The organism is Streptomyces flavidovirens DSM 40150, from assembly GCF_000429085.1.
In the GTDB taxonomy this organism is placed as follows: Bacteria; Actinomycetota; Actinomycetes; order Streptomycetales; family Streptomycetaceae; genus Streptomyces; species Streptomyces flavidovirens.
Genome location: NZ_AUBE01000007.1, coordinates 105,206 through 123,188, shown reverse-complemented (window position 1 = coordinate 123,188; position 17,983 = coordinate 105,206). Strand labels below are relative to the sequence as shown.

Sequence of the window (17,983 nt, the reverse complement as noted above, 5' to 3'; positions counted from 1 at the left end):
TACAGCACTCGGGCTAAAATTACGTCCGGCGCAACTTTTCCCCACCCGCCGTCACCCCTGCCGCACCCAGAGAGGCCGCACATTGACCGTGCCCACTTTCGATGTCGGCACCGAGTTCGACCGCCAGGTCCAGACGCTGGTCGAGCTGGGATACCCGCGCCTCGCCGGCATGTCCGACACCGCTTTCCGCAGCATCGCCGCCCCGCTGCGCGGGACTGTTCTCGCCCGGGCGGCCACGATGCAGCCGCCGACCGAGGGCCGGGTCCCCTTCCTGCTGGTGGTCAGCAGGGCGCTCGTACCCCTGGAGGAGTCCGTTCCGCTGACCACGCTCGTCGGCAAGAGCAGCCCAGGAGTCATCGAGCGCTTCTACGCCCCGGGCGAGCTGGAAAGGTTCGTCTCGCTCAAGGAGCTGGAGGTCCCCGAAGCGGACGTGTACGTCGCCTTCGACATCGACAGGGGCGAGGAATTCTGCGGCGTCGTCCCGCTGGAGGCCCTGGAGGCGGTCGCGGGGCGCGAACGCACCCCGCTCACCATCGAGGAGGGAGTGGCGTTCATCACCCAGCACCCGCAGGCGCTGGCCAAGAACACATGCTTCTCCCTCGGCGGGTCCCGCCTCGGGGACCGTCGGGTCCCGGCCCTGTGGATCAGCAAAGGCGCCCCGAAGCTGGGGTGGTGCTGGGAGGGCAACCCGCACACCTGGCTGGGCCTGGCCTCGGCCGGCGACCGCGGTCACTGAGGACCGAGTGGGCTACGGCCGGCGGCGAGGCTTGCCGCGCTTGCCGCCTTTCGGGCCGCCGCCCTTGGAGCCGCCGGTCTTAGCGCCCCCGGCTCCGCTCCGGGGACTCTTGCCGCCCGCCTTGCCCGCTGCCGGCTTTCGCCGTGCGCCGCCGGCATCGGGGCTCTTGCGCTTCGGCTCTTCCGGCTTCAGTGAGCGCCCCCGTGAGCTGTTCACGGTTCGCCCGCGGACGATCCCGATGAACTGCTCCACCAGATCGGTGGTTTCGTCCTGCGGCCACGACAACGCGACGCTCGCCTGCGGGGCGTCCGGGACCGGCCGGTATGTGAGGTCCTTGCGGTGGTGCAGGCGGGCGAGTGACTGGGGGACGACGAGCAGTCCCACTCCTGCCGCCACCAGTTCCATGGCGTCCGCCGTCGTGGCAGGGCGCTCCTTCGCGGGCTGTCCCGGCAGACGCTCCCAGACGAGGGTGTCGTCGAGGGGATGCAGCACGATGTCGTCAGCGAGATCCTCTGTGGACACCTCGTCGGCCGCCGCCACGAGATGGTCCTTGGGGACCACCACCACCGTCGTCTCGGTGTAGAGAGGGATCGCGTGGAGGTCCGTCCGGTCGACCGGCAACCGCACGAAACCCGCGTCGGCGTCACCGCGCCGCAATACGTCGAATGCCTCGGCGGCGGACACCCCGATGAGGGTCAGTGGGATCTCGGGCAGCCTCTCGTTCCAGACCCGCACCCACTTCGTGGGCATCACTCCCGGTACATAGGCGAGCCGGAACGAAGGGGAAACATCCGAGCTTGTCACTCCGCCAGGTTACCGTCATGGTCAGAGGCAGTACGCACGCTCGATACTCTTGACACCATGACGTCGCACCAGAACACCCAGACCATGAAGCCCGCGACCGCGGCGAAGAAACTGGGTGTGTACCTCGAGGCCACCCCCGCCGAGTTCCGGGAGGGTGTCGTCTCGCGCACCGAGTTGAACGCCCTGCAGACCGATCCGCCCGAGTGGCTGCTGGAACTGCGACGCAACGGCCCGCATCCCCGGCCGGTGGTCGCGGCGAAGCTGGGCGTCTCCATCGCCGGTCTCGCCCGTGGCGGAGTAACGGAACCCCTCACCACAGAGCAGATCGACGCACTGAAGGCAGAGAGTCCCGAGTGGCTGCAGCAGGAACGCGCCACCCTGGCCGAGGTCCGCAAGGAAGCGGTACGCATCAAGGAGAAGAACGCTGAGCGAGCCGCCCAGCCCCGCCAGCCGCGCCGCTGACCTCCCCGCCCACGACTGACCGTGGGCGGTGACCCGTCGGTCCGCGAGGGCGGTGCCCCGTCGGTCCGCGAGGGCGGGAAGCGGGCAGCGACGCGGTCAAGGCCGGCTCGGCGCCCCGTACCGGCGGCGGCATGCGCGTGCGGCGGCGAGCAGTGCCTGGACTTGGCCGCCGGCCTCTGCGGCGTCACGCAGCGGAGCGGGGAAGGGCAGCCGCACGTCGTGGTGCGCGCCGGCGTGTTCGAGCCGCAGTGTGATCCCGTACCGGTCCATGGACACGGGGGCGACGCGCAGTACGCCCTGCATGAGCCGCGGGTCCACGAGTCGGGTGAGCAGGGCCACGACGTCGCTGTGGTCGTCGACGAGGTGGGTGAGCATGTCGGCCTCGTAGGCGGCCAGAGGGTCGGGGCGGGCCAGAGTGAGTTCGTCAAGCCCGACGGTGACCGTCCCCGCCGTGGTTTCCAGCTCGGCGTGCGCGAAGTCCAGGCGCAGGTCTAGGCCGCAATCCCCGGACGTCCCGCCGACCGGAACGAACCAGCCGGTCAGCGTCACGCGGGCGCGCACCCGGTCGCGCACCGCGGTGGGTGCGACGTCGGTGAACTTCAGCACGGCGGCCACGATGCCGCGCGGCGCGAGGGCCACCTCGGTGGCCAGTGCGCAGTCGTCCGGCACCCGCAGCAGCAGTCGCCCCCGGTCGTCGAGGGTGTGCAGCCCGGCCGGCTCACAGGAGTGCCGGTCCGTGACCACCATCAGCGATCCGGCCGCGGCGACCACGGTGCGGACCTGTTCCGCGCTGGTCGGCCGGGCCACGCACGCGTCCACAACACCCATCCCGGAGCCTCCATCCTGAGTAAGCTTAGGCTTGCCTAACTTAGCTCAGGGTGGACCTCTATGACCAGCGGACGGTTCTCCCGCTCCGTAACACGAGAAGTGCACCGCGGAGCTTCACGTCCGCGGCTCAGGTGAGCGTTCGATTCCGCGCCGTCAGTCGTGCGGTGGTCTCCATCAGCGAGACGGTGAACGGGTGCTGAGGCGCGGTGAGGATCTGCCGCGCCGGGCCCTCTTCGACGAGGTCGCCGGCGTCCAGTACGGCGATCCGGGTGGCCAGCGCGGCCGTGTCCAGGTCGTGGGTGATCAGGACCAGGGACAGGTCGTGCCGGTCGCGCAGGAGGCCGGCGAGCGTGTCGAGGATGCCGCGCCGGGTGACCGTGTCGAGGCCGGAGGTGATCTCGTCGCAGATCAGCACGCGCGGCCGGGCCAGCAGGACCCGCGCGAGCGCGGCCCGTTGGAGCTCGCCTCCGGACAACTGCGCCGGGCGGCGCCGTACGAGCTCTTCGGTCAGGCCGAGGCCGGTGACGGTGGCCAGGGCTTCGGTCAGGGCGTCCGCCTCGGGCACTGAACGCAGCCGTACCGCCGTGCGGGCCACCTGGTGCAGGACAGGGCGATGCTCGTCGAACGCCGCCCTGGCGTCCTGGAAGACGTACTGCACAGCGGCCAGTTGCCGGCGCGTACGCTCACGCAGGCTGCGCGGGAGCGGGGCGCCGTCGAGGAGTATCTCGCCGTCGTGGTCCCGGTGCAGGCCCGCCAGGCACCGGGCCAGCGTCGTCTTTCCGCTGCCTGAGCGGCCGACGACGGCCAGGCACCCCCCCGCGCGCAAGGTGAGTCCGGGGGCCCGGAGCACCGTCGTCCTGCCGTGCCGGGCCGTGAGGGGAAGCGTCTCGAGTACGACGCTTCCCTCACCGGTCGGTTCCACGGGGCCGGTGGTGCTTTCCGCCGCCAGGAGTTCGGCCGTCCAGGGATGCCGCGGTGCGAGCCACAGGCGCTCCGCCCGCCCGGACTCCACCACGCGTCCGTCGCGCATGACCAGGACCTCGTCGGCGAGTGCGCGTACGACGTCCAGGTCGTGGCTGAGCAGGACGACTGCGATGCCCTGCCGGGCCACGGCGGCGAGCTGGTCGACGATGCGCCGCTTCGTCAGAGCGTCCTGACCGGTGGTCGGCTCGTCCGCGACCACCACCCTGGCGCCCAGCAGCAGCGCCTGCGCCAGGACGACGCGCTGCTGCTGGCCGCCCGACAGCTGGTGAGGGTAGCGCCTCAGCATCGCCTCGGCGTCCGGGAGCTGGGCCAGGGAGAGGGCGTGCAGGATGCGCTGCCGGGCGGCGGCCCGGCGCTCGCCGCGGGGCAGGCGCCGTACCTGAGTACGGGCGATGTCCCTCAGCAGCGCGCCGATCCGGCGCGCAGGGTTCAGGACGGCACCAGGGTGCTGGGGCACGTAACCCACCAGGCCGTCGGGCACGCGTACGTCGCCGGTCACGCGGGCGCCCGCCGGGTACTCACCGAGGAGCGCGAGGCCCGTCGTCGTCTTGCCGCTGCCGGAGGCGCCCACCAGGGCGGTGATCCTGCCGGGGAGGACCCGGAGGTTCACTCCGTCGACGATCAGCCGGCCGCCGGCCTCCACGCGCAAGTCCTTGATCTCCGCGACCGCGTTCACGTGCGCTTCCTCTTCTCCAGTACGGCGTCGACGAGCAGGTTGCCGCCCATGGTGAGGGCGACGATCAGCAGAGCGGGCACGACCACGGCCCAGGGCTGGACGAACAGCCCGGTGCGGTTGCGGTCCACCATCACCGCCCAGTCGGCGGCGTCCGGTTCGACGCCGACGCCGAGGAACGCCGCGGTCGCCACGAGGTACAGGACCCCGGTCAGCCGTACGCCCGCGTCCGCGGCCAGCGTGCGCGCGACCGACCTGCCGACGTACCCGACCGCCGTGCGCCACCACGTCTCGCCCTGCATGCGCAGCGCCTCGACCGCCGGACGCGAGGCCGCTTCGGCCGCGGCGGCGTGGACGATCCGGGCGGCGTCCGGGATGTTGACAAGCGCCACCAGCAGCGCGAGGCCCACCGCCCCCGGTGTGAAGACGGAGGCGACGAGCAGGATCATCAGCAGCGACGGCACGGCGAGCAGCACGTCCAGGGGCCGCATCAGCAGTTCTTCCAGCCAGGTGCGGTGGGTGAGCGCGCCGGCCAGCCCCACGGGCAGCGCGACCAGGTAGGCGAGTACGGTCGCGGCGAGCGCGATGAGCACCACCGACCGGCCGCCGAGCAGCACCTGCCACCACACGTCCCGGCCGACGAAGTCGGTGCCCAGCCAGTGCCCGCCGCCCAGGGTGAACGACGGGGCGCGCGGCCCTGGATCGCCCGCGAACAGCGGCCCCAGCAGGGCCAGGGCGAGCGGTACGCCGACGATCAGCGCGCCCAGCGCGAAGCGGTGCCTCACGCGGCCACCTCCGCCCGTGGCGCGAAGCGGCGGGCGACCAGGTCGGCGCCGAGGTTGAGGACGACGGTGGTGACGCCGAAGACGACGGCGAGGCCCTGGACGACGGGGACGTCGCGTTCGGCGACGGCGTTCATCAGGACGGTGCCGAGTCCGGGAATCACGTACAGCGCCTCCACGACGATGACCCCGCACAGCAGCCAGTCGATGGTGCGGGCGAGTTGCTGGGCGGCGGGCGCGATGGCGTTGGGCAGGGCGTGTCCGTACCGGACGCGGGCGCCCGGTACGCCGTAGCGACGGGCCTGCGCGGCGTACGGCGAGGCCAGCGCGTCGATCATGCCGGCGCGTACGAGGCGGGCCAGGGAGCACACCGGCCGGGACAGCAGGACCAGGACGGGGAGCACCAGGGCCGCGGGGTGGGCGAGCAGGTCGGTGCCGTATCCGACGGCCGTCGGCGGCAGCCAGCCCAGGCGCAGGGCGAAGACCGTGATGAGCAGCACCCCGAAGGCGAACTCGGGTACGGCGTACACGCCCAGCGTTACGGAGCTGACCAACCGGTCCACGAGTTTCCCCTCGTGGCGGGCGGCCAGCACACCGAGGCCGACGCCGACCGGCACGAGCAGCGCCACCGTGAGAGCGGCGAGCAGCAGCGTCGGGCCGAAGCCGTCCGTGATGTACGTGCTGACGGGCCGCCCCGAGGCAAGCGACGTACCGAAGTCGCCGTGCGGCAGACCGGCGGCCCAGTCGGCCAGGCGTTCGTGCGCGGGCCGGTCCAGCTCCATCGCCTCACGGATGGCCGCGATGCGCTCGGGGTCGGGCTGGTCCCCGGCGAGGGCGACGGCGGCGTCGCCCGGCAGCGCCTCGGTGAGGGCGAAGACGAGCAGCACGACGGCCACCGTCTGCACCACGCCGAACAGCAGCCGCCGGGCGACCCAGGAGCGCAGTCCGCTCACGCCAGCCAGACCTTGTCGAAGCGGGCCCAGTCGAGGGAGTTGGCGGGCGCCTTTGCCTCGACGCCCCGGACGTTACGGGCGGTGGCGAGGATCCAGTCGGCGAAGCCCCAGACCAGGAAGCCGCCTTCGGCGTACAGGCGGCGCTGCATGCGCTCGTAGACGGCGGCGCGCTGCTGCTTGTCCTTGGTGGACTGCGCCTGCTGGTACAGGTCGTCGAAGTCCTTGTGCTGCCACTTGGTGGCGTTGGTGGTGGAGCCGGTCAGCAGGCGCTGGGAGATGTGTGCCTCGATGGGCATGGCACCGGAGCGGTAGGAGCAGAGGGTGCCGGAGTCGAGGATGTCCTTCCAGTAGCTGTCCTTGCTGCCGGTCTTGATCCGGACCGTGACGCCCGCCTTGGCGGCCTGGTCGCGGAAGATGGCGGCGGCCTCGGTGAATCCGGCGGCGACGGGCGAGGTGTCGAGGGTGACCTTGAGGTCCGCGGCACCGGCCTGCTTCAGGAGTGCCTTGGCGCGGTCGATGTCCTGTTCGCGCTGGGGCAGGCTGTCGGCGTAGTACTCGTATCCCTTGCCGAACAGGTCGTTGCCGATCTCGCCGGCACCGGACAGGGCGCCGTCGACCAGCTCCTTGCGGTCGGCGATCAGGAAGAACGCCTCACGTACCCGCTTGTCGTCGAAGGGCTTGCGGTCGGTCTTCATCGCGAACGACTGCATGGCGCTGTTGCGCAGCCGGACGATCTGGACCTGGCCCTGGTCCTCGTGGGCGCGGGCGGTGGTGGGGTTGAGTTCGTGGGCGTACTCGACCTGGCCGCCGAGGAGGGCGTTGATACGGGCGGACTCCTCGTTGGCGACGACGAATTCCAGTTCGTCGAGGTACGGGGCGCCGTCCCAGTAGTCCTCGTTGCGCTTGCAGACGGCCGACTTGCCGGGGGCGAAGGAGACGAAACGGAACGGGCCGCTGCCGACCGGCTTCTCGTCGAAGTCCTGGGCGCCCTCGGGGACGATGTATGCGCCGAACGCCGCGAGCAGGTTGGGGAATTCGGCGGTGGGGCGCTTGAGGACGAATTCGACGGTCCGCTGGTCCACGGCGCGGCTCGCCCTGAGGTCGATGGGCTCCAGGGACGCCTTGGCGCGGTACGCCTTCTTGGGGTCGGTGATGCGGCGGTAGCTGTAGAGGACGTCCTGGGCGGTGACCGGCTTGCCGTTGTGGAAGGTGGCCTCCCGGAGGGTGACCTTCCAGCGGTCCAGTCCCGCGTTCGGCTCCCACTTGGAGGCGAGGCGCGGCTGGGCGGACAGGTCGGGGCCGTAGTCGGCGAGCTTGTCGAACAGGGCCTTGGCGCGGGCGACATCGGCGAAGAGGTTGCTCAGGTGCGGGTCGAGGGTCTCGCTCGCGCCGCCGCCGGCGAAGGCGGCGCGCAGTCGTCCGCCGCGCTTGGGCTTGCCGTCGGCCTTGCCCGAGGTGCCGGCGGTACTGGAGCCGGCGCATCCGGTGAGCGCGAGCGCGCCGAGGCCGGCCGCGCCGCCGGCGACGGCGAGGAAGCCGCGGCGCCGCAGACCTGGGAAGCGGGGGTCGTTCACGGGCGCGTCGTTCACGGGCGCGTCGTTCATGGGGACGTCGTTCATGGCGGTGTCCTTGCTGGTGTGAGCGGAATGAAGGCGTGGGGGGCGGGCGCGTGGGGTCAGCGGTGGTGCGTCAGGCGGGCCACGAGGTGCAGCCGGTCCGCGTCGGCGGTCTCGGCCGGGAGGTCGCCCTCCCGCCACGGCGGCTCGGTGCGGGGCCCCGGCCCGTCGTACAGGGCGAGCACCTCGAAACCGTGGGCGGCCAGGACGTGGCGCAGTTCCTGGGGGAAGAGCAGCCGCCAGGCGGATCGCTGCTCGACCGGCGGGCAGCCGTCGTCGGCGGTCCAGGTCCGCGTGCGGCGCAGGAGCTGCGCGGTCCGGTCGACGTACAGGGTGGTGGTGGAGCGGTAGACGGTGCCCTGCCAGGTGAAGCGGTTGGTGGTCGGGGCGTCGAGCAGTTCCGTACGGCCGAGGAAGAAGGCTCCGTTGCGCATTTCCGCGACGAGCAGGCCGCCGGGCGTCAGGCAGCGGCGGCAGGAGGCCAGGAACCCGTCGAGTTCCTCGTTGGTGTGGCAGTACAGCAGCGCGCTGTCCAGGCACACCACGGCGTCGAACGGCTGCTGCCCGAGGTCGAATTGGCGCAGGTCGGCCCGGACGTACTCGGGTCCCGGGTGGTGGGCGCGGGCGTACTCCAGCATCGTGTCGGACAGGTCGGCGCCGGTGACCGTCCGGCCGGCGCGGTGCAGGTGCGCGGCGTCGCGGCCGGTGCCGCAGCCGATGTCCAGGACGCGCTCGCCCGCCCCGTACCGCCGCAGGCAGTCCTCGGCCCAGCGCCCGGCGATCCGTTCGCGGTCGGGGAAGCGGGCCTCGTAGAGCTCGGGGTTGTCGGTGAGCAGGTTCGCGGCAGTGCTCGCGGCAGTGGTGGTCATGCGTCGCTCGCTTCTCGTGCTGTCACGGGTACGGTCACGGGGCGGCCGGGAAGAATCCGGCGGCGGTGCAGCCAGGCCACGCCGCCCGCGGAGGCGAGCCCGGACACCGCGCAGCACATCCAGGGCAGCCAGGGCGCGTCCGCTTGCTCACCGGCGTCCATGGCCCAGCCGACGACCGTGTTGCCGACGGCGGCGGCGATGCCGGAGACCACGTAGAACAGGCCGAAGTACGTGCCGGTGAGCTCCGGCCGCCCGAAGTCGGGGATCAGTTCCATCACGAACGGCTGGGCGGTCATCACGCCCACGTAGAGCAGCAGGGCGCCGGCCAGGACGGGCAGGGCGCGCAGCGCCGCGTCCGCGAGGCCGTCGGGAGCCGTCCCGTAGCCCGACACCACCATCGGCGGTATGAAGGACAGTCCCATCAGCGCGAGTCCGGCGCTGATCCATCGTGCTCTGCTGCCCCGCTCCTTCAGTGCGCGGGTGATGCGTAGCTGAAGCCAGAGGTGGGTGAGGGTGCCGACGAGGAAGATGAGCCCGGCCGCGCCGTCCCAGCCGGTGGCCCGCCGGGCGCCGTCCGGCAGCAGCAGGTAAAGCTGGTTCTCCATGGTGAACAGGCCGACCATGGCCAGGGCGAACGCCATGAATCCCCGGTTGCCGACCACCTCCCGCCAGTCGGCGACGACGCTGTTCCCGCTCGGTACGGCCTTCCGGGCCGGGAGCACCATCGCTTGAGCGACCGTGAGTACGGCGAATATCCCGGCCGCGATGAGCGCGGAGGCACGGAAGCCGACGAGGAGCAGGGCGCTGCCGAGCAGCGGCCCGATGAGGGCGCCGGTGGAGGCGAAGACGTTGAACAGGGCGAACGCCTCCGCCTTGCGCTCCCCCGCCTCCAGGGCGAGATACGCCCGCACGGCCGGGTTGAACAGCGCCCCGGCCAGTCCGCTGAGCACGGAAGCGGCGAGGAGTACGGGCAGTCCGTCGCCGAGCGCGAACAGCCCGAAGCCGACGGTGCGCAGGGCGCATCCGGCGATGATGACGCCGCGCGCTCCCAGCCTGTCCGATGCCGATCCGCCGATGAGGAACAGCCCCTGCTGGCTGAGGTTGCGTACGCCGAGCACGATGCCGACGACGGCCGCCGACATTCCCAGGTCCTCGCTCAGGTGCAGCGCGAGGTACGGGATGAGCAGGTAGAAGCCGGTGTTGACGCCGAGCTGGTTGACCAGGAGGAGCCGGATCGCGACCGGGAAGCCGCGTATCTCGTGCCACGTCTTCACGCCCGCGCCTCCTCGCCGCCGTACGGACGCACTCCGAGACCGGGGTTCCGGCTCGCCCGTACGGTGCCGTCGGTCCCGCCGATACCGGTCCACGGGTCCTTGGCGAGCAGCAGATGCCCGTCGAGGTCGACCCAGCGGGCACGGTCGGCGAGGTGGACGGCGGGGGCGATGCCGAGCGTGCTGGCGGTCAGGCAGCCGAGCATCAGCCCGGTGCCCGTGCCGGAGATCAGTTCGGCGATCCGCAGAGCGGCGCTCACCCCGCCGCACTTGGCGAGTTTGACGTTGATGCCCTGGACGCGTCCGGCGAGGCGGCGGGCGTCCTCGTAGTCGACGGCGTCCTCGTCGGCGATGACGGGAAGCGGTGAGCGTTCCGCGAGCTTCGCCAGTGCCTCGGGGTCACCGGGCGGCAGGGGCTGCTCGACGGCCTCGACGCCCAACTCCGCGAAGCGGTCAAGCAGTTGCTCCGCCGTGTCGGTGCTCCACGCTCCGTTGGGGTCCAGCAGCAGCCGTGCGTGCGGAGCGGCGGCGCGTACGGCTCGTACGCGTTCCAGGTCGTCGGCCGGGTCCGGGGCGCCGGCCTTGAGCTTGAGGACGGAGAATCCGTCCCGTACGAGCCGGGCGGCCTGGGCTTCGGCCCGCCCCGGTGTGGTGATGCCGATGGTGCGGGCGGTCGCGGCGGCGGGCGGGGCACCGCGCGCGCCGAGGAGCTGGTGGACCGGGACGCCCGCGCGCTTGCCCACGAGGTCCAGCAGCGCGGACTCCACGGCCGCCGTCACGGCGGGCGGAGCGGCGCCCTCCCGGTCTCCGCCCCGGAAGGCTTCCAGCGCGGTCTCCGGGTCGGTGAAGCCGGCCAGCCACTGGGACTCCACCTGCAGCAGCCGCCCCAGCGTCACGGCGTCGAGGCCGTAGTACACGCTGGTGACCGCTTCTCCGTGGCCGCGCTGCCCCTCGTGCTCGACGGACAGCCACACGGCCTGGCGGGACGCCATGGTGGAACGGGAGATGCGCAGCGGCTCGGTGAGTTCGAGATGTACGGTACGCCGGCCTGCCTTCACGGGTTCTCTTTCCCAGGGGTGTCGAGTGGATCGGTGACCGCGCCGCACCGGGCCCATCCGGTGGCCTCCACCGCCCGCGGGTGCGGAATCTCGACGGGGCGGGTGACGGCGGTGGCCGGGTCGATGCCGTGGGTGGCGGCGAAGTCGTCGTCGTACACGCTGCCGAGATAGCGGTGCGGTCCGTCGGGGAAGACGGTGGCGACGACGGCCCCCGGGTGGACGCGGGCGGCCCAGGCCGCGACGAGCGCCGCCGCCCCGGAGCTCCAGCCGCCGCTGACGAAGTTGCCGACGGCCATCCGCCGGCAGGCGTCGGCGGCCTCGGCGGGGCCGACCCAGTGCACCTCGTCGAAGGCGTCGTAGGCGACGTTGCGCGGGTGGATGCTGCTGCCCAGGCCGCGCATGAGCCGTGATCTGGCGGGCTGTCCGAAGATCGTCGAGCCGGTGGCGTCCACGCCGATGAGGCGCAGCTCCGGCCAGTGCCGCCGCAGCGGTCCGATGATGCCCGCGCTGTGGCCGCCGGTTCCGACGCTGCACACCAGTACGTCGAGGTGGTCGAGCTGCGTGGCCAGTTCGGCCGCCAGGGACGCGTAACCGGCGGTGTTGTCGGGGTTGTTGTACTGGTCGGGCCAGTACGCGTCCGGGAGCAGCGCCAGCAGTTCCCGCAGCCTGGCGAGTCTCGCGGCCTGCCAGCCGCCCTCGGCCGCCGGGCGGTCGACCAGCTCCAGGCGGATGCCGTACGTGCGCAGCAGTTGCCGCATCGAGGGCTCCAGCTCGATGTCGCCGACCAGCACGATCGGGTGGCCCAGGGCCTGCCCGGCGAAGGCGAGGCCGATGCCGAGCGTCCCGGACGTGGATTCCACCACCGGTGCGCCGGGCCGCAGTTCGCCGCGTTCCTTGGCGCCGAGCAGCATGGAGACGGCGGCCCGTGCCTTCATGCCGCCGACGCCGAGTCCTTCGAGCTTGGCCCAGAAGCCGGGCTGCGGGCACGGCAGGTCGACGGTGACGCGGGCGAGCGGGGTGCGGCCGAGCAGGCCGAGCATTTCCCGGTTGCCGGAGGTGCTTGCGGAGCTGAGGACGGCCGTGGTCACAGGGCGGCTCCGTAGCGGTGGATGGTCCCCGGCCCGCCGTCCAGCCAGAAGAAGGGGTACGGCTCCGCGCACACCGCGCTCACCCCGGCGCCGATCAGGCGGGGCAGCACGGCGCTGCCGGTCTGCGCGAACATCACCAGCGGTGTGCCGTGGCGCTGTGCGTGTTGCCGCAGGGGCTCGAAGCTGCCGTTGCCGAGGGTCATGCCGGAGGCGAGGACCGCGTCGCAGCGCTCCAGCTCCGCCAGGGCGTCGGTGCGTACCGGCTCGCCCCACTCGGTCGTGCCGCCCTTGAGGTCGCAGGGTACGTACGCCAGGCCGCGCGCCCGCAGCGCCTCCAGCAGCGAGTTGACCACACCGACCACGAGCACGGTGGCGCCGGGCGCGGCGTCGATCAGCTCGACGACGGCCTTGGCCCTCGCCCGCGACTTCTCCAGCGACGTACCGGCGGGCAGCGGGCAGGACCGCGCTCCGTTGACGGGGGTGTGGGGCAGGGCGTGCATCAGGTACGCGTCGAGGGCGGCGACCCGTACCGGCAGCAGTTCGTGTTCCAGGAGGCGGGCGATGTCCGCGCCGACACAGTCGTCCACGGCGCCGTCGGGCAGCCCGCCCGGCTCGACCGCGCAGGAGCCCACGGCTTCGGCCAGGCGCAGGCTCAGCACTTCGTTGCGGTAGCCGCCGCTGCGCCCCTCGTGCCGTACGGCCTGACGGGTGGTGAACGCCACCGCGATCCGCTCGGTGCGCGGGTCGGGGCCGATGGCGCCGCCGAGGACGAGTGCGACGAGTTCGTCGTACGAGGGGGCCGTGACGCCTATGTCCGTGAGGGTGGTCATCGGGTCACCACCCGGGGACGAAGCCCGGCGAGGAGGGCTTCGACGCGGTCGCGGGCCCCCAGGCCCCGCGCGTCACCGGCCATGACGTGGCCGAGGTACTCGTTGTTGCTGCCCGCGGCCTTGACCGCCTTACCGGGGTCGGCGAGCTGGAGTTCCAGCAGGCCGTCCGCCGCGCGCACCGTGTCGGCGCCGTCGATGGCCTCCAGCGCGCCGTCCGTGTCCGGCACCAGGAAGCCGATGGCCGCACTGCTCAGGCCGGTGGGCCGGCGGCGCAGGTCCGGTTCCCGGCCGATCGCGACGTCCACGCAGGCGGCGGCGAGGTCGATGCCGGTCACATGACGTACGAGCTCGGTGATGCGGTTGCCGGCGGGGCGCGGGTTGACCTCGACCACGCGCGGCCCTTCGGCCGTCAGCTTGATCTCGGTGTGGGCCACGACCCCGTCGAGACCAAGGGCCTTGAGGGCCAGGCGTGCGGTGTCCACGGCGGCTTCGGTGTCCGCCGGGGGCAGCGCGGCGGGGAACATGTGGCCGGTCTCGATGAAGGCCGGGGCCCCGCCGACGCTCTTGTCGGTGACGCCGACGACATGCGCCGTACCGCCGTACGACACGGTCTCGACGCTGACCTCCGGTCCTTCGAGGAGTTCCTCCAGCAGCACAACGGGATCGCGGCGCTGTCCGCGGGCGTTGACGGGGAAGCCGGCGAGCGCCCGGTAAGCGTGCGCCAGCGCGGGCTCGTCGTCGACGCGGCGTACGAACATGCCGGCGCACAGGTCCACGGGCTTGAGCACCAGCGGGTAGCCGATCTCGCGGGCCGCGTCGGCGGCCTCGGCCCAGTCCGCGCACACCGCGAAGCGCGGTCCCGGCAGACCGGCCTCGGCCAGGACCCGGCGGGTCACATCCTTGCGGCACGCGTTCTCGACGGCCTCGGGTGCGGGGCCGGGCAGCCCCAGACGGCCGGCGATCCGCGCGGCCGTCCGCAGGTAGTAGTCGCAGGACGTGATCACTCCGTCGAAGCGGAGCAGTTCATGGGCCCGCTCGGCGAAGGACAGCAGCGCCTCGGTGTCGTTGGTCTCGGCCGTCAGCACATGGCGGGCCGCGAGCAGCGGATGCGAGGCGCCCTCCGGCGCGGAACGCAGGTAGTGGTGCAGGTCTCTGGTCAGGAACGTGAACTCGTGACCGGACTCGCGAATGGACCGCGGCAGCAGTCTGCTCATCGATCCGACCCAGCTCTCGACCATCAGCAGATGAGCCACAAATCCCCCTTCTGACAGCACGGTTGAAGCCCTGTCGCGCGGCGGCGCCCCGAAAGGGGCAACCCCGCTTGACCGAGGAGGACCTTATCGGCAATCGTTTTCATTGTCAGCTGATGTGACGTCGCTTCTCCGAATGTGAGACTCGTGCCTCCCGCCGTACGCCCCCGAAGTGCGCTGTGCGCCCCTGCCACCACCGTCGCCTGAGCCGCCCTGGCCGGCGGAACGATGCCGGCGGCAAGTTCATCGCGCCGGGCCGGACTGCCCACTCCCTGACCCCCTGAGCAACAGGAGAATCACGATGAGCCACCCCACGCACCTGTCCCACACCGTGCGCCCCGCCACCACGGCCGACGTGGACGGCGCACGGCGACTCATGCTCGACACCTTCTACCGGGACTTCGGATACGGCTACGTACCCGCATGGCACCGTGACGTCGTCGACATCGAGAACACCTACCTGAACGACCCCCGCCACCTGTTGCTGGTCGCCGTGCACGACGGTGAAGTGGTGGCGACGACCGGCGTACGGTCGGCGGGGCCGGCGCATCCGCCGCACCCCCGCTGGCTCGCCGAACGCTACCCCTCCAAGACCACCGCGCAGCTCGTCCGGGTCTACGTACGGCCGGAACACCGGCGGCACGGCCTGGCACGGACACTGGTGCGCCGGGCATGCGACTTCGCCGCCGCGACGCCCGGCTACGACAGCATCTACCTGCACACCAACGTCGACGTGGAGGGCGCCGAGGCCTTCTGGCGCAGCATGGCCAAGGAGATCTTCGACGCCCGCACGACGGGCGAACACGGCCCCGGCGTCGGCACCGTGCACTTCGAGATCCCGATGCCGTAGCGCGGCCGCGCCGGCCCGCCCCTGGCCCACCGCCCGGCAGGCTGCCTCAGCCGGGCTCGGGCTCGGGCTCCGCCTGCTTGCGCGCGTGGGTGGCCGCCTTGGTGTGGATGTACAGGTCCTGCCGGCCCGGAGGGGCTTCGCGGCGCGGCGGCAGGGGCAGTTCGTACCGCACATGCCGCCGGTGGTCCGCGAGCTGACGCTCGACGTTGTAGACCCTGCCGAACTTCCAGAGCATGCGGGCGAAGTTGGTCTGACCGTGCATGAGGTTGCGGCCGAGCACCCCGAGCGCCCCGAAGGCGGTCCGCAGGCCGAGGTGCTTGCGGTTGATGACCGCCTGGGTGCGTACCAGCTCCCGGTAGAAGACGTCGAGCGGAAGCTTGGTGGGAACGACGGCGTGCTGGATGTCGAAAAGCCGGTAATCACGCGTCGTGAGCTGGCGGGCTTCCGTGTGCCAGATTTCCGTGCCCGGATACGGCGTCATGACGGTGAGGTGCACGATTTCCGGCACGGCGAGCGCGAATTCGCGCACCACGCGGAACCGTTCCTCGTCCCACGCCGGGTCCACGATCAGGTTGATGGCCACCATGATGCCCATACGGCGTGCCAGTTCCAGGGCCCGGAAGTTGTCGTCGGGGGTGACTCGCTTGCGGTAGAGGTCCAGCCCCTCGGCGTCGATCGCCTCCATACCGAGGAACATGTACCGCAGCCCGAGCCGGGCCCACCGTTCGAAGACCTCCTGGTTGCGCAGCAGGACATCGCTGCGGGTCTCCAGGTAGTAGCGCTTACGGATCTTGCGGCGCTCCAGCTCGGCGGCGATGCCGTGGCCGTGTTCGGGCCGGATGAACGCCACGTCGTCGACGATGAAGACGTTCGGTTCCCGGATCGACGCCATCTCCGCCCCGGCGGCCTGCGCGGACGCCTTGCGGTAACTGCGACCGTAGAACGTCCACGCGGAGCAGAACGAGCAGTCCCAGGGGCATCCGCGGGTGAACTCGATCGAGGCGCACGGGTCGAGCTCGCCGATGAAGTAACGGTTGCGCTTTCGCATGAGTTCGCGGGCCGGCCGCGGCTCGTCCAGGGTGTCCAGCAGCTTGGGGGCAGGTCCCCGGCCTTCGGCGCAGACCACGCCGGGGACGCTCTTCAGCCCGCCGTCGCGTGCCGCCTCCAGCAAGGGCGCGACGGCCGGTTCGCCTTCGCCTCGTACGATCGCGTCGACCGCGCCGTCGGCCTGTTCCAGGACGTGTTCGGCGATGAACGAGATGCTGTGCCCGCCGAAGAAAACGAAGCACTCGGGCAGCATCGCCTTGGCCTGGTGGGCGATTTCGATCGCCTCGGGAATGTTCGCGAGGTAATTCAGCGACAGGCCCAGGGCCTCCGGGGCGAATTCGGCCATCTCGCGGTCGAGCAGGGAGCGGGAGAGCACCTGCAGGTCCACCACTCGCACTTCGTGGCCCGCGTCGCGGGCCGCCGCGGCCACACGTTCCAGACCCAGCGGCTCCAGCCGCAAAAAGATCTCCGAATACATCAGCGCACTCGGGTGAACGAGCATCACGCGCATCTCAGTCTCCAGCCGACGGCAGCAAAATGGCCCCTCCGGTACATTTCACCCCTTTACGGCCGCCTTCCCTCCGGCGGCGCGCCGCATCCCGCACACGCGCCGCAAACACCTTCATCCGGCCCCGTAGGCAGGCGCCTTCCTTACGGCAAGCGCGCGAGCCCACGCCGCCGTTGCCCCGCGCCCATGGTGGCCACTAGGGTCGTTCGGGTGACTGCCGGGTCGGCCATGGGCCATGAGCGAGTGAGGGTCCCGGCCTCGGCGTGAGCGCGAGGCGGGCAAGAGCCCCGCCGTCGCCCCGTGTCTTTGCTGCCGGCGCCCGCGTGCGGCGCCCCCTCCCAGCGGATCCAGAAGTCACGGAGACACACCACTGATGTCGTACGAACAGCAGCACCCGCACGCCTCCGAGCGGCCGGTGACCGCCGTACAGCTGAACCACACCGTCGTCCACGCCAGCGACCGGCACCTGTCGGCGGAGTTCATCGCCACCATCCTGGGGCTGACGGTCGGTGCTCCGTTCGGGCCGTTCCTTCCCGTCGACCTCGGCAACGGCGTGACGCTCGACTACTACGAGATGAGGGACGAGCCGATCCAGTCGCAGCACTACGCGTTCCTCGTGCCCGACGCGCGGTTCGACGCCATGACCGCTCGTCTTGAGGCGGTCGCAGTCACCTATTACGCCGATCCCAGCCACACCGAACCCGGCAGGATCAACCGTCTCTTCGGCGGTCGTGGCGCGTACTTCGCGGATCCGGACGGCCACAACATGGAGATCATGACCCGGCCCTACGTCCGCCCCTAGCAGGCCGTCCGGCGGCGATCCGCCGAGCCCTCCTCGCCGGACGGCCGGGTCGTCGCCAGGACGGAAGTGTTGACGTGTTCTCGCCATGGCCCTACTTTTCCGACCTACAGGTCAAACCACGTTCGACATCTCGAACGAAATGAGGAGTCCATGGCGCCGCCCCTCGACCGACGAAACTTTCTTCGCGGCGCGACACTCGCCGCGACGGCGCCCCTGGTGCCGTCCCTGCCCGCGTGGCAGGCGACCGGGACGCCCCGGAAGTTCGCCGCCGGTGGTGAAACGGGGCTCGGGCTGCCGGCGCCGGCAACCTGGACGGTCCAGCCGTTCCCGCTCAAGGACGTGACCCTCGGCGGCGACGGTGTCTTCGCCGCCAAGCGCCGGCTGGCCCTCCCCCGCTAAGCCGGTCCTGGTGCGACACGTGGAGTCCACGGTGAACGCCTGGGTGGCCGAGGGGCTGCTCGGCGCGGCCGACGGCCGGAAGGTGGTGAGTACGGCGAAGAGGGCTTCCTACCGGGGCGGTCCCCCGGCGGCGTCGTCCTGACCGGCACCGGCCTGGCTTGAAGCCGCTCTCC

Annotated in this window: 19 protein-coding genes; 6 read left to right on the top strand and 13 right to left on the bottom strand. The window is 71.5% G+C overall.

What is annotated here, in order from left to right; genetic code table 11:
• The first annotated feature begins 88 nt into the window (after nt 1-88).
• Complete coding sequence (locus G412_RS0113695) at nt 89-736, top strand: DUF5701 family protein (RefSeq protein ID WP_106964097.1); 648 nt, start codon at nt 89-91, stop codon at nt 734-736.
• A 12-nt stretch (nt 737-748) separates the two neighbouring features.
• Here G412_RS0113695 and G412_RS0113690 read toward each other — a convergent pair whose 3' ends face one another.
• On the bottom strand, nt 749-1,540 hold the full coding sequence (locus tag G412_RS0113690; RefSeq protein ID WP_028812590.1) for a LysR family substrate-binding domain-containing protein: 792 nt from the start codon (nt 1,538-1,540) through the stop codon (nt 749-751).
• A 57-nt stretch (nt 1,541-1,597) separates the two neighbouring features.
• On the opposite strand from G412_RS0113690, the gene G412_RS0113685 reads away from it, so the two are divergent.
• A complete protein-coding gene (locus G412_RS0113685; RefSeq protein ID WP_028812589.1) occupies nt 1,598-2,002 on the top strand; it encodes a DUF5997 family protein in 405 nt (134 codons plus the stop codon).
• 96 nt (nt 2,003-2,098) lie between these two features.
• On the opposite strand, the gene G412_RS0113680 is transcribed toward G412_RS0113685, so the two are convergent.
• The 11 genes from G412_RS0113680 to G412_RS0113630 all read right to left on the bottom strand — a co-directional run bounded on the left by G412_RS0113680 (nt 2,099) and on the right by G412_RS0113630 (nt 14,207).
• Complete coding sequence (locus G412_RS0113680) at nt 2,099-2,830, bottom strand: DUF2470 domain-containing protein (RefSeq protein ID WP_028812588.1); 732 nt, start codon at nt 2,828-2,830, stop codon at nt 2,099-2,101.
• 127 nt (nt 2,831-2,957) lie between these two features.
• The gene (locus G412_RS34330; RefSeq protein WP_037648747.1) at nt 2,958-4,490 is read right to left on the bottom strand and encodes an ABC transporter ATP-binding protein; all 1,533 of its coding nucleotides are present in this window, start codon (nt 4,488-4,490) and stop codon (nt 2,958-2,960) included.
• The gene (locus G412_RS40845; RefSeq protein WP_028812587.1) at nt 4,487-5,272 is read right to left on the bottom strand and encodes an ABC transporter permease; all 786 of its coding nucleotides are present in this window, start codon (nt 5,270-5,272) and stop codon (nt 4,487-4,489) included. The genes G412_RS34330 and G412_RS40845 overlap by 4 nt, the downstream gene beginning before the upstream one ends.
• Nucleotides 5,269-6,222: an ABC transporter permease gene (locus tag G412_RS0113665; protein WP_028812586.1), complete on the bottom strand. Its 954-nt coding sequence runs from the start codon at nt 6,220-6,222 to the stop codon at nt 5,269-5,271. Before G412_RS0113665 ends, G412_RS40845 begins: the two co-directional genes overlap by 4 nt.
• Nucleotides 6,219-7,841 carry an ABC transporter substrate-binding protein gene (locus G412_RS0113660; protein WP_425274474.1) on the bottom strand — a complete coding sequence of 541 codons (1,623 nt, stop codon included), beginning with the start codon at nt 7,839-7,841 and terminating at the stop codon, nt 6,219-6,221. The genes G412_RS0113665 and G412_RS0113660 overlap by 4 nt, the downstream gene beginning before the upstream one ends.
• Before the next feature lie 56 nt (nt 7,842-7,897).
• A complete protein-coding gene (locus G412_RS0113655; RefSeq protein ID WP_028812584.1) occupies nt 7,898-8,707 on the bottom strand; it encodes a class I SAM-dependent methyltransferase in 810 nt (269 codons plus the stop codon).
• Nucleotides 8,704-9,981: an MFS transporter gene (locus G412_RS0113650; RefSeq protein WP_028812583.1), complete on the bottom strand. Its 1,278-nt coding sequence runs from the start codon at nt 9,979-9,981 to the stop codon at nt 8,704-8,706. Before G412_RS0113650 ends, G412_RS0113655 begins: the two co-directional genes overlap by 4 nt.
• Nucleotides 9,978-11,036 carry a mandelate racemase/muconate lactonizing enzyme family protein gene (locus tag G412_RS0113645; protein ID WP_028812582.1) on the bottom strand — a complete coding sequence of 353 codons (1,059 nt, stop codon included), beginning with the start codon at nt 11,034-11,036 and terminating at the stop codon, nt 9,978-9,980. Before G412_RS0113645 ends, G412_RS0113650 begins: the two co-directional genes overlap by 4 nt.
• Complete coding sequence (locus G412_RS0113640; protein WP_051338358.1) at nt 11,033-12,076, bottom strand: PLP-dependent cysteine synthase family protein; 1,044 nt, start codon at nt 12,074-12,076, stop codon at nt 11,033-11,035. Before G412_RS0113640 ends, G412_RS0113645 begins: the two co-directional genes overlap by 4 nt.
• Before the next feature lie 44 nt (nt 12,077-12,120).
• Nucleotides 12,121-12,954: a Rossmann-like domain-containing protein gene (locus tag G412_RS0113635; RefSeq protein ID WP_028812580.1), complete on the bottom strand. Its 834-nt coding sequence runs from the start codon at nt 12,952-12,954 to the stop codon at nt 12,121-12,123.
• Nucleotides 12,951-14,207 (bottom strand): ATP-grasp domain-containing protein, encoded by a 1,257-nt coding sequence (locus tag G412_RS0113630; RefSeq protein ID WP_028812579.1) that lies wholly within the window; start codon nt 14,205-14,207, stop codon nt 12,951-12,953. Before G412_RS0113630 ends, G412_RS0113635 begins: the two co-directional genes overlap by 4 nt.
• A 298-nt stretch (nt 14,208-14,505) precedes the next feature.
• Here G412_RS0113630 and G412_RS0113625 point away from each other — a divergent pair, with 298 nt between their 5' ends.
• Nucleotides 14,506-15,054, top strand: coding sequence for a GNAT family N-acetyltransferase (locus G412_RS0113625; protein WP_028812578.1), 549 nt, complete (start codon nt 14,506-14,508; stop codon nt 15,052-15,054).
• 46 nt (nt 15,055-15,100) lie between these two features.
• Here G412_RS0113625 and hpnR read toward each other — a convergent pair whose 3' ends face one another.
• The gene (gene hpnR / locus G412_RS0113620) at nt 15,101-16,612 is read right to left on the bottom strand and encodes a hopanoid C-3 methylase HpnR (protein WP_028812577.1); all 1,512 of its coding nucleotides are present in this window, start codon (nt 16,610-16,612) and stop codon (nt 15,101-15,103) included.
• A gap of 370 nt (nt 16,613-16,982) precedes the next feature.
• Between hpnR and G412_RS0113615 the strand changes: the two genes are divergently transcribed.
• The 3 genes from G412_RS0113615 to G412_RS41400 all read left to right on the top strand — a co-directional run bounded on the left by G412_RS0113615 (nt 16,983) and on the right by G412_RS41400 (nt 17,952).
• Entirely contained in the window at nt 16,983-17,411 is a 429-nt protein-coding gene (locus G412_RS0113615; protein ID WP_028812576.1) for a VOC family protein, read from the top strand.
• A 150-nt stretch (nt 17,412-17,561) separates the two neighbouring features.
• On the top strand, nt 17,562-17,810 hold the full coding sequence (locus tag G412_RS0113610; RefSeq protein ID WP_028812575.1) for a hypothetical protein: 249 nt from the start codon (nt 17,562-17,564) through the stop codon (nt 17,808-17,810).
• Nucleotides 17,811-17,829: 19 nt separating this feature from the next.
• On the top strand, nt 17,830-17,952 hold the full coding sequence (locus G412_RS41400) for a hypothetical protein (RefSeq protein ID WP_279626771.1): 123 nt from the start codon (nt 17,830-17,832) through the stop codon (nt 17,950-17,952).
• Nucleotides 17,953-17,983: the final 31 nt, after the last annotated feature.

Coding starts and splice junctions, on each gene's coding strand:
- G412_RS0113685 (WP_028812589.1), top strand. CDS start 1,598: ATGACGTCGCACCAGAACACCCAGACCATGAAGCCCGCGACCGCGGCG.
- G412_RS0113680 (WP_028812588.1), bottom strand. CDS start 2,830: ATGGGTGTTGTGGACGCGTGCGTGGCCCGGCCGACCAGCGCGGAACAG.
- G412_RS0113660 (WP_425274474.1), bottom strand. CDS start 7,841: ATGAACGACGTCCCCATGAACGACGCGCCCGTGAACGACGCGCCCGTG.
- G412_RS0113655 (WP_028812584.1), bottom strand. CDS start 8,707: ATGACCACCACTGCCGCGAGCACTGCCGCGAACCTGCTCACCGACAAC.
- G412_RS0113640 (WP_051338358.1), bottom strand. CDS start 12,076: ATGCTCGGCCTGCTCGGCCGCACCCCGCTCGCCCGCGTCACCGTCGAC.
- G412_RS0113635 (WP_028812580.1), bottom strand. CDS start 12,954: ATGACCACCCTCACGGACATAGGCGTCACGGCCCCCTCGTACGACGAA.
- G412_RS0113625 (WP_028812578.1), top strand. CDS start 14,506: ATGAGCCACCCCACGCACCTGTCCCACACCGTGCGCCCCGCCACCACG.
- hpnR (WP_028812577.1), bottom strand. CDS start 16,612: ATGCGCGTGATGCTCGTTCACCCGAGTGCGCTGATGTATTCGGAGATC.
- G412_RS0113615 (WP_028812576.1), top strand. CDS start 16,983: ATGTCGTACGAACAGCAGCACCCGCACGCCTCCGAGCGGCCGGTGACC.
- G412_RS0113610 (WP_028812575.1), top strand. CDS start 17,562: ATGGCGCCGCCCCTCGACCGACGAAACTTTCTTCGCGGCGCGACACTC.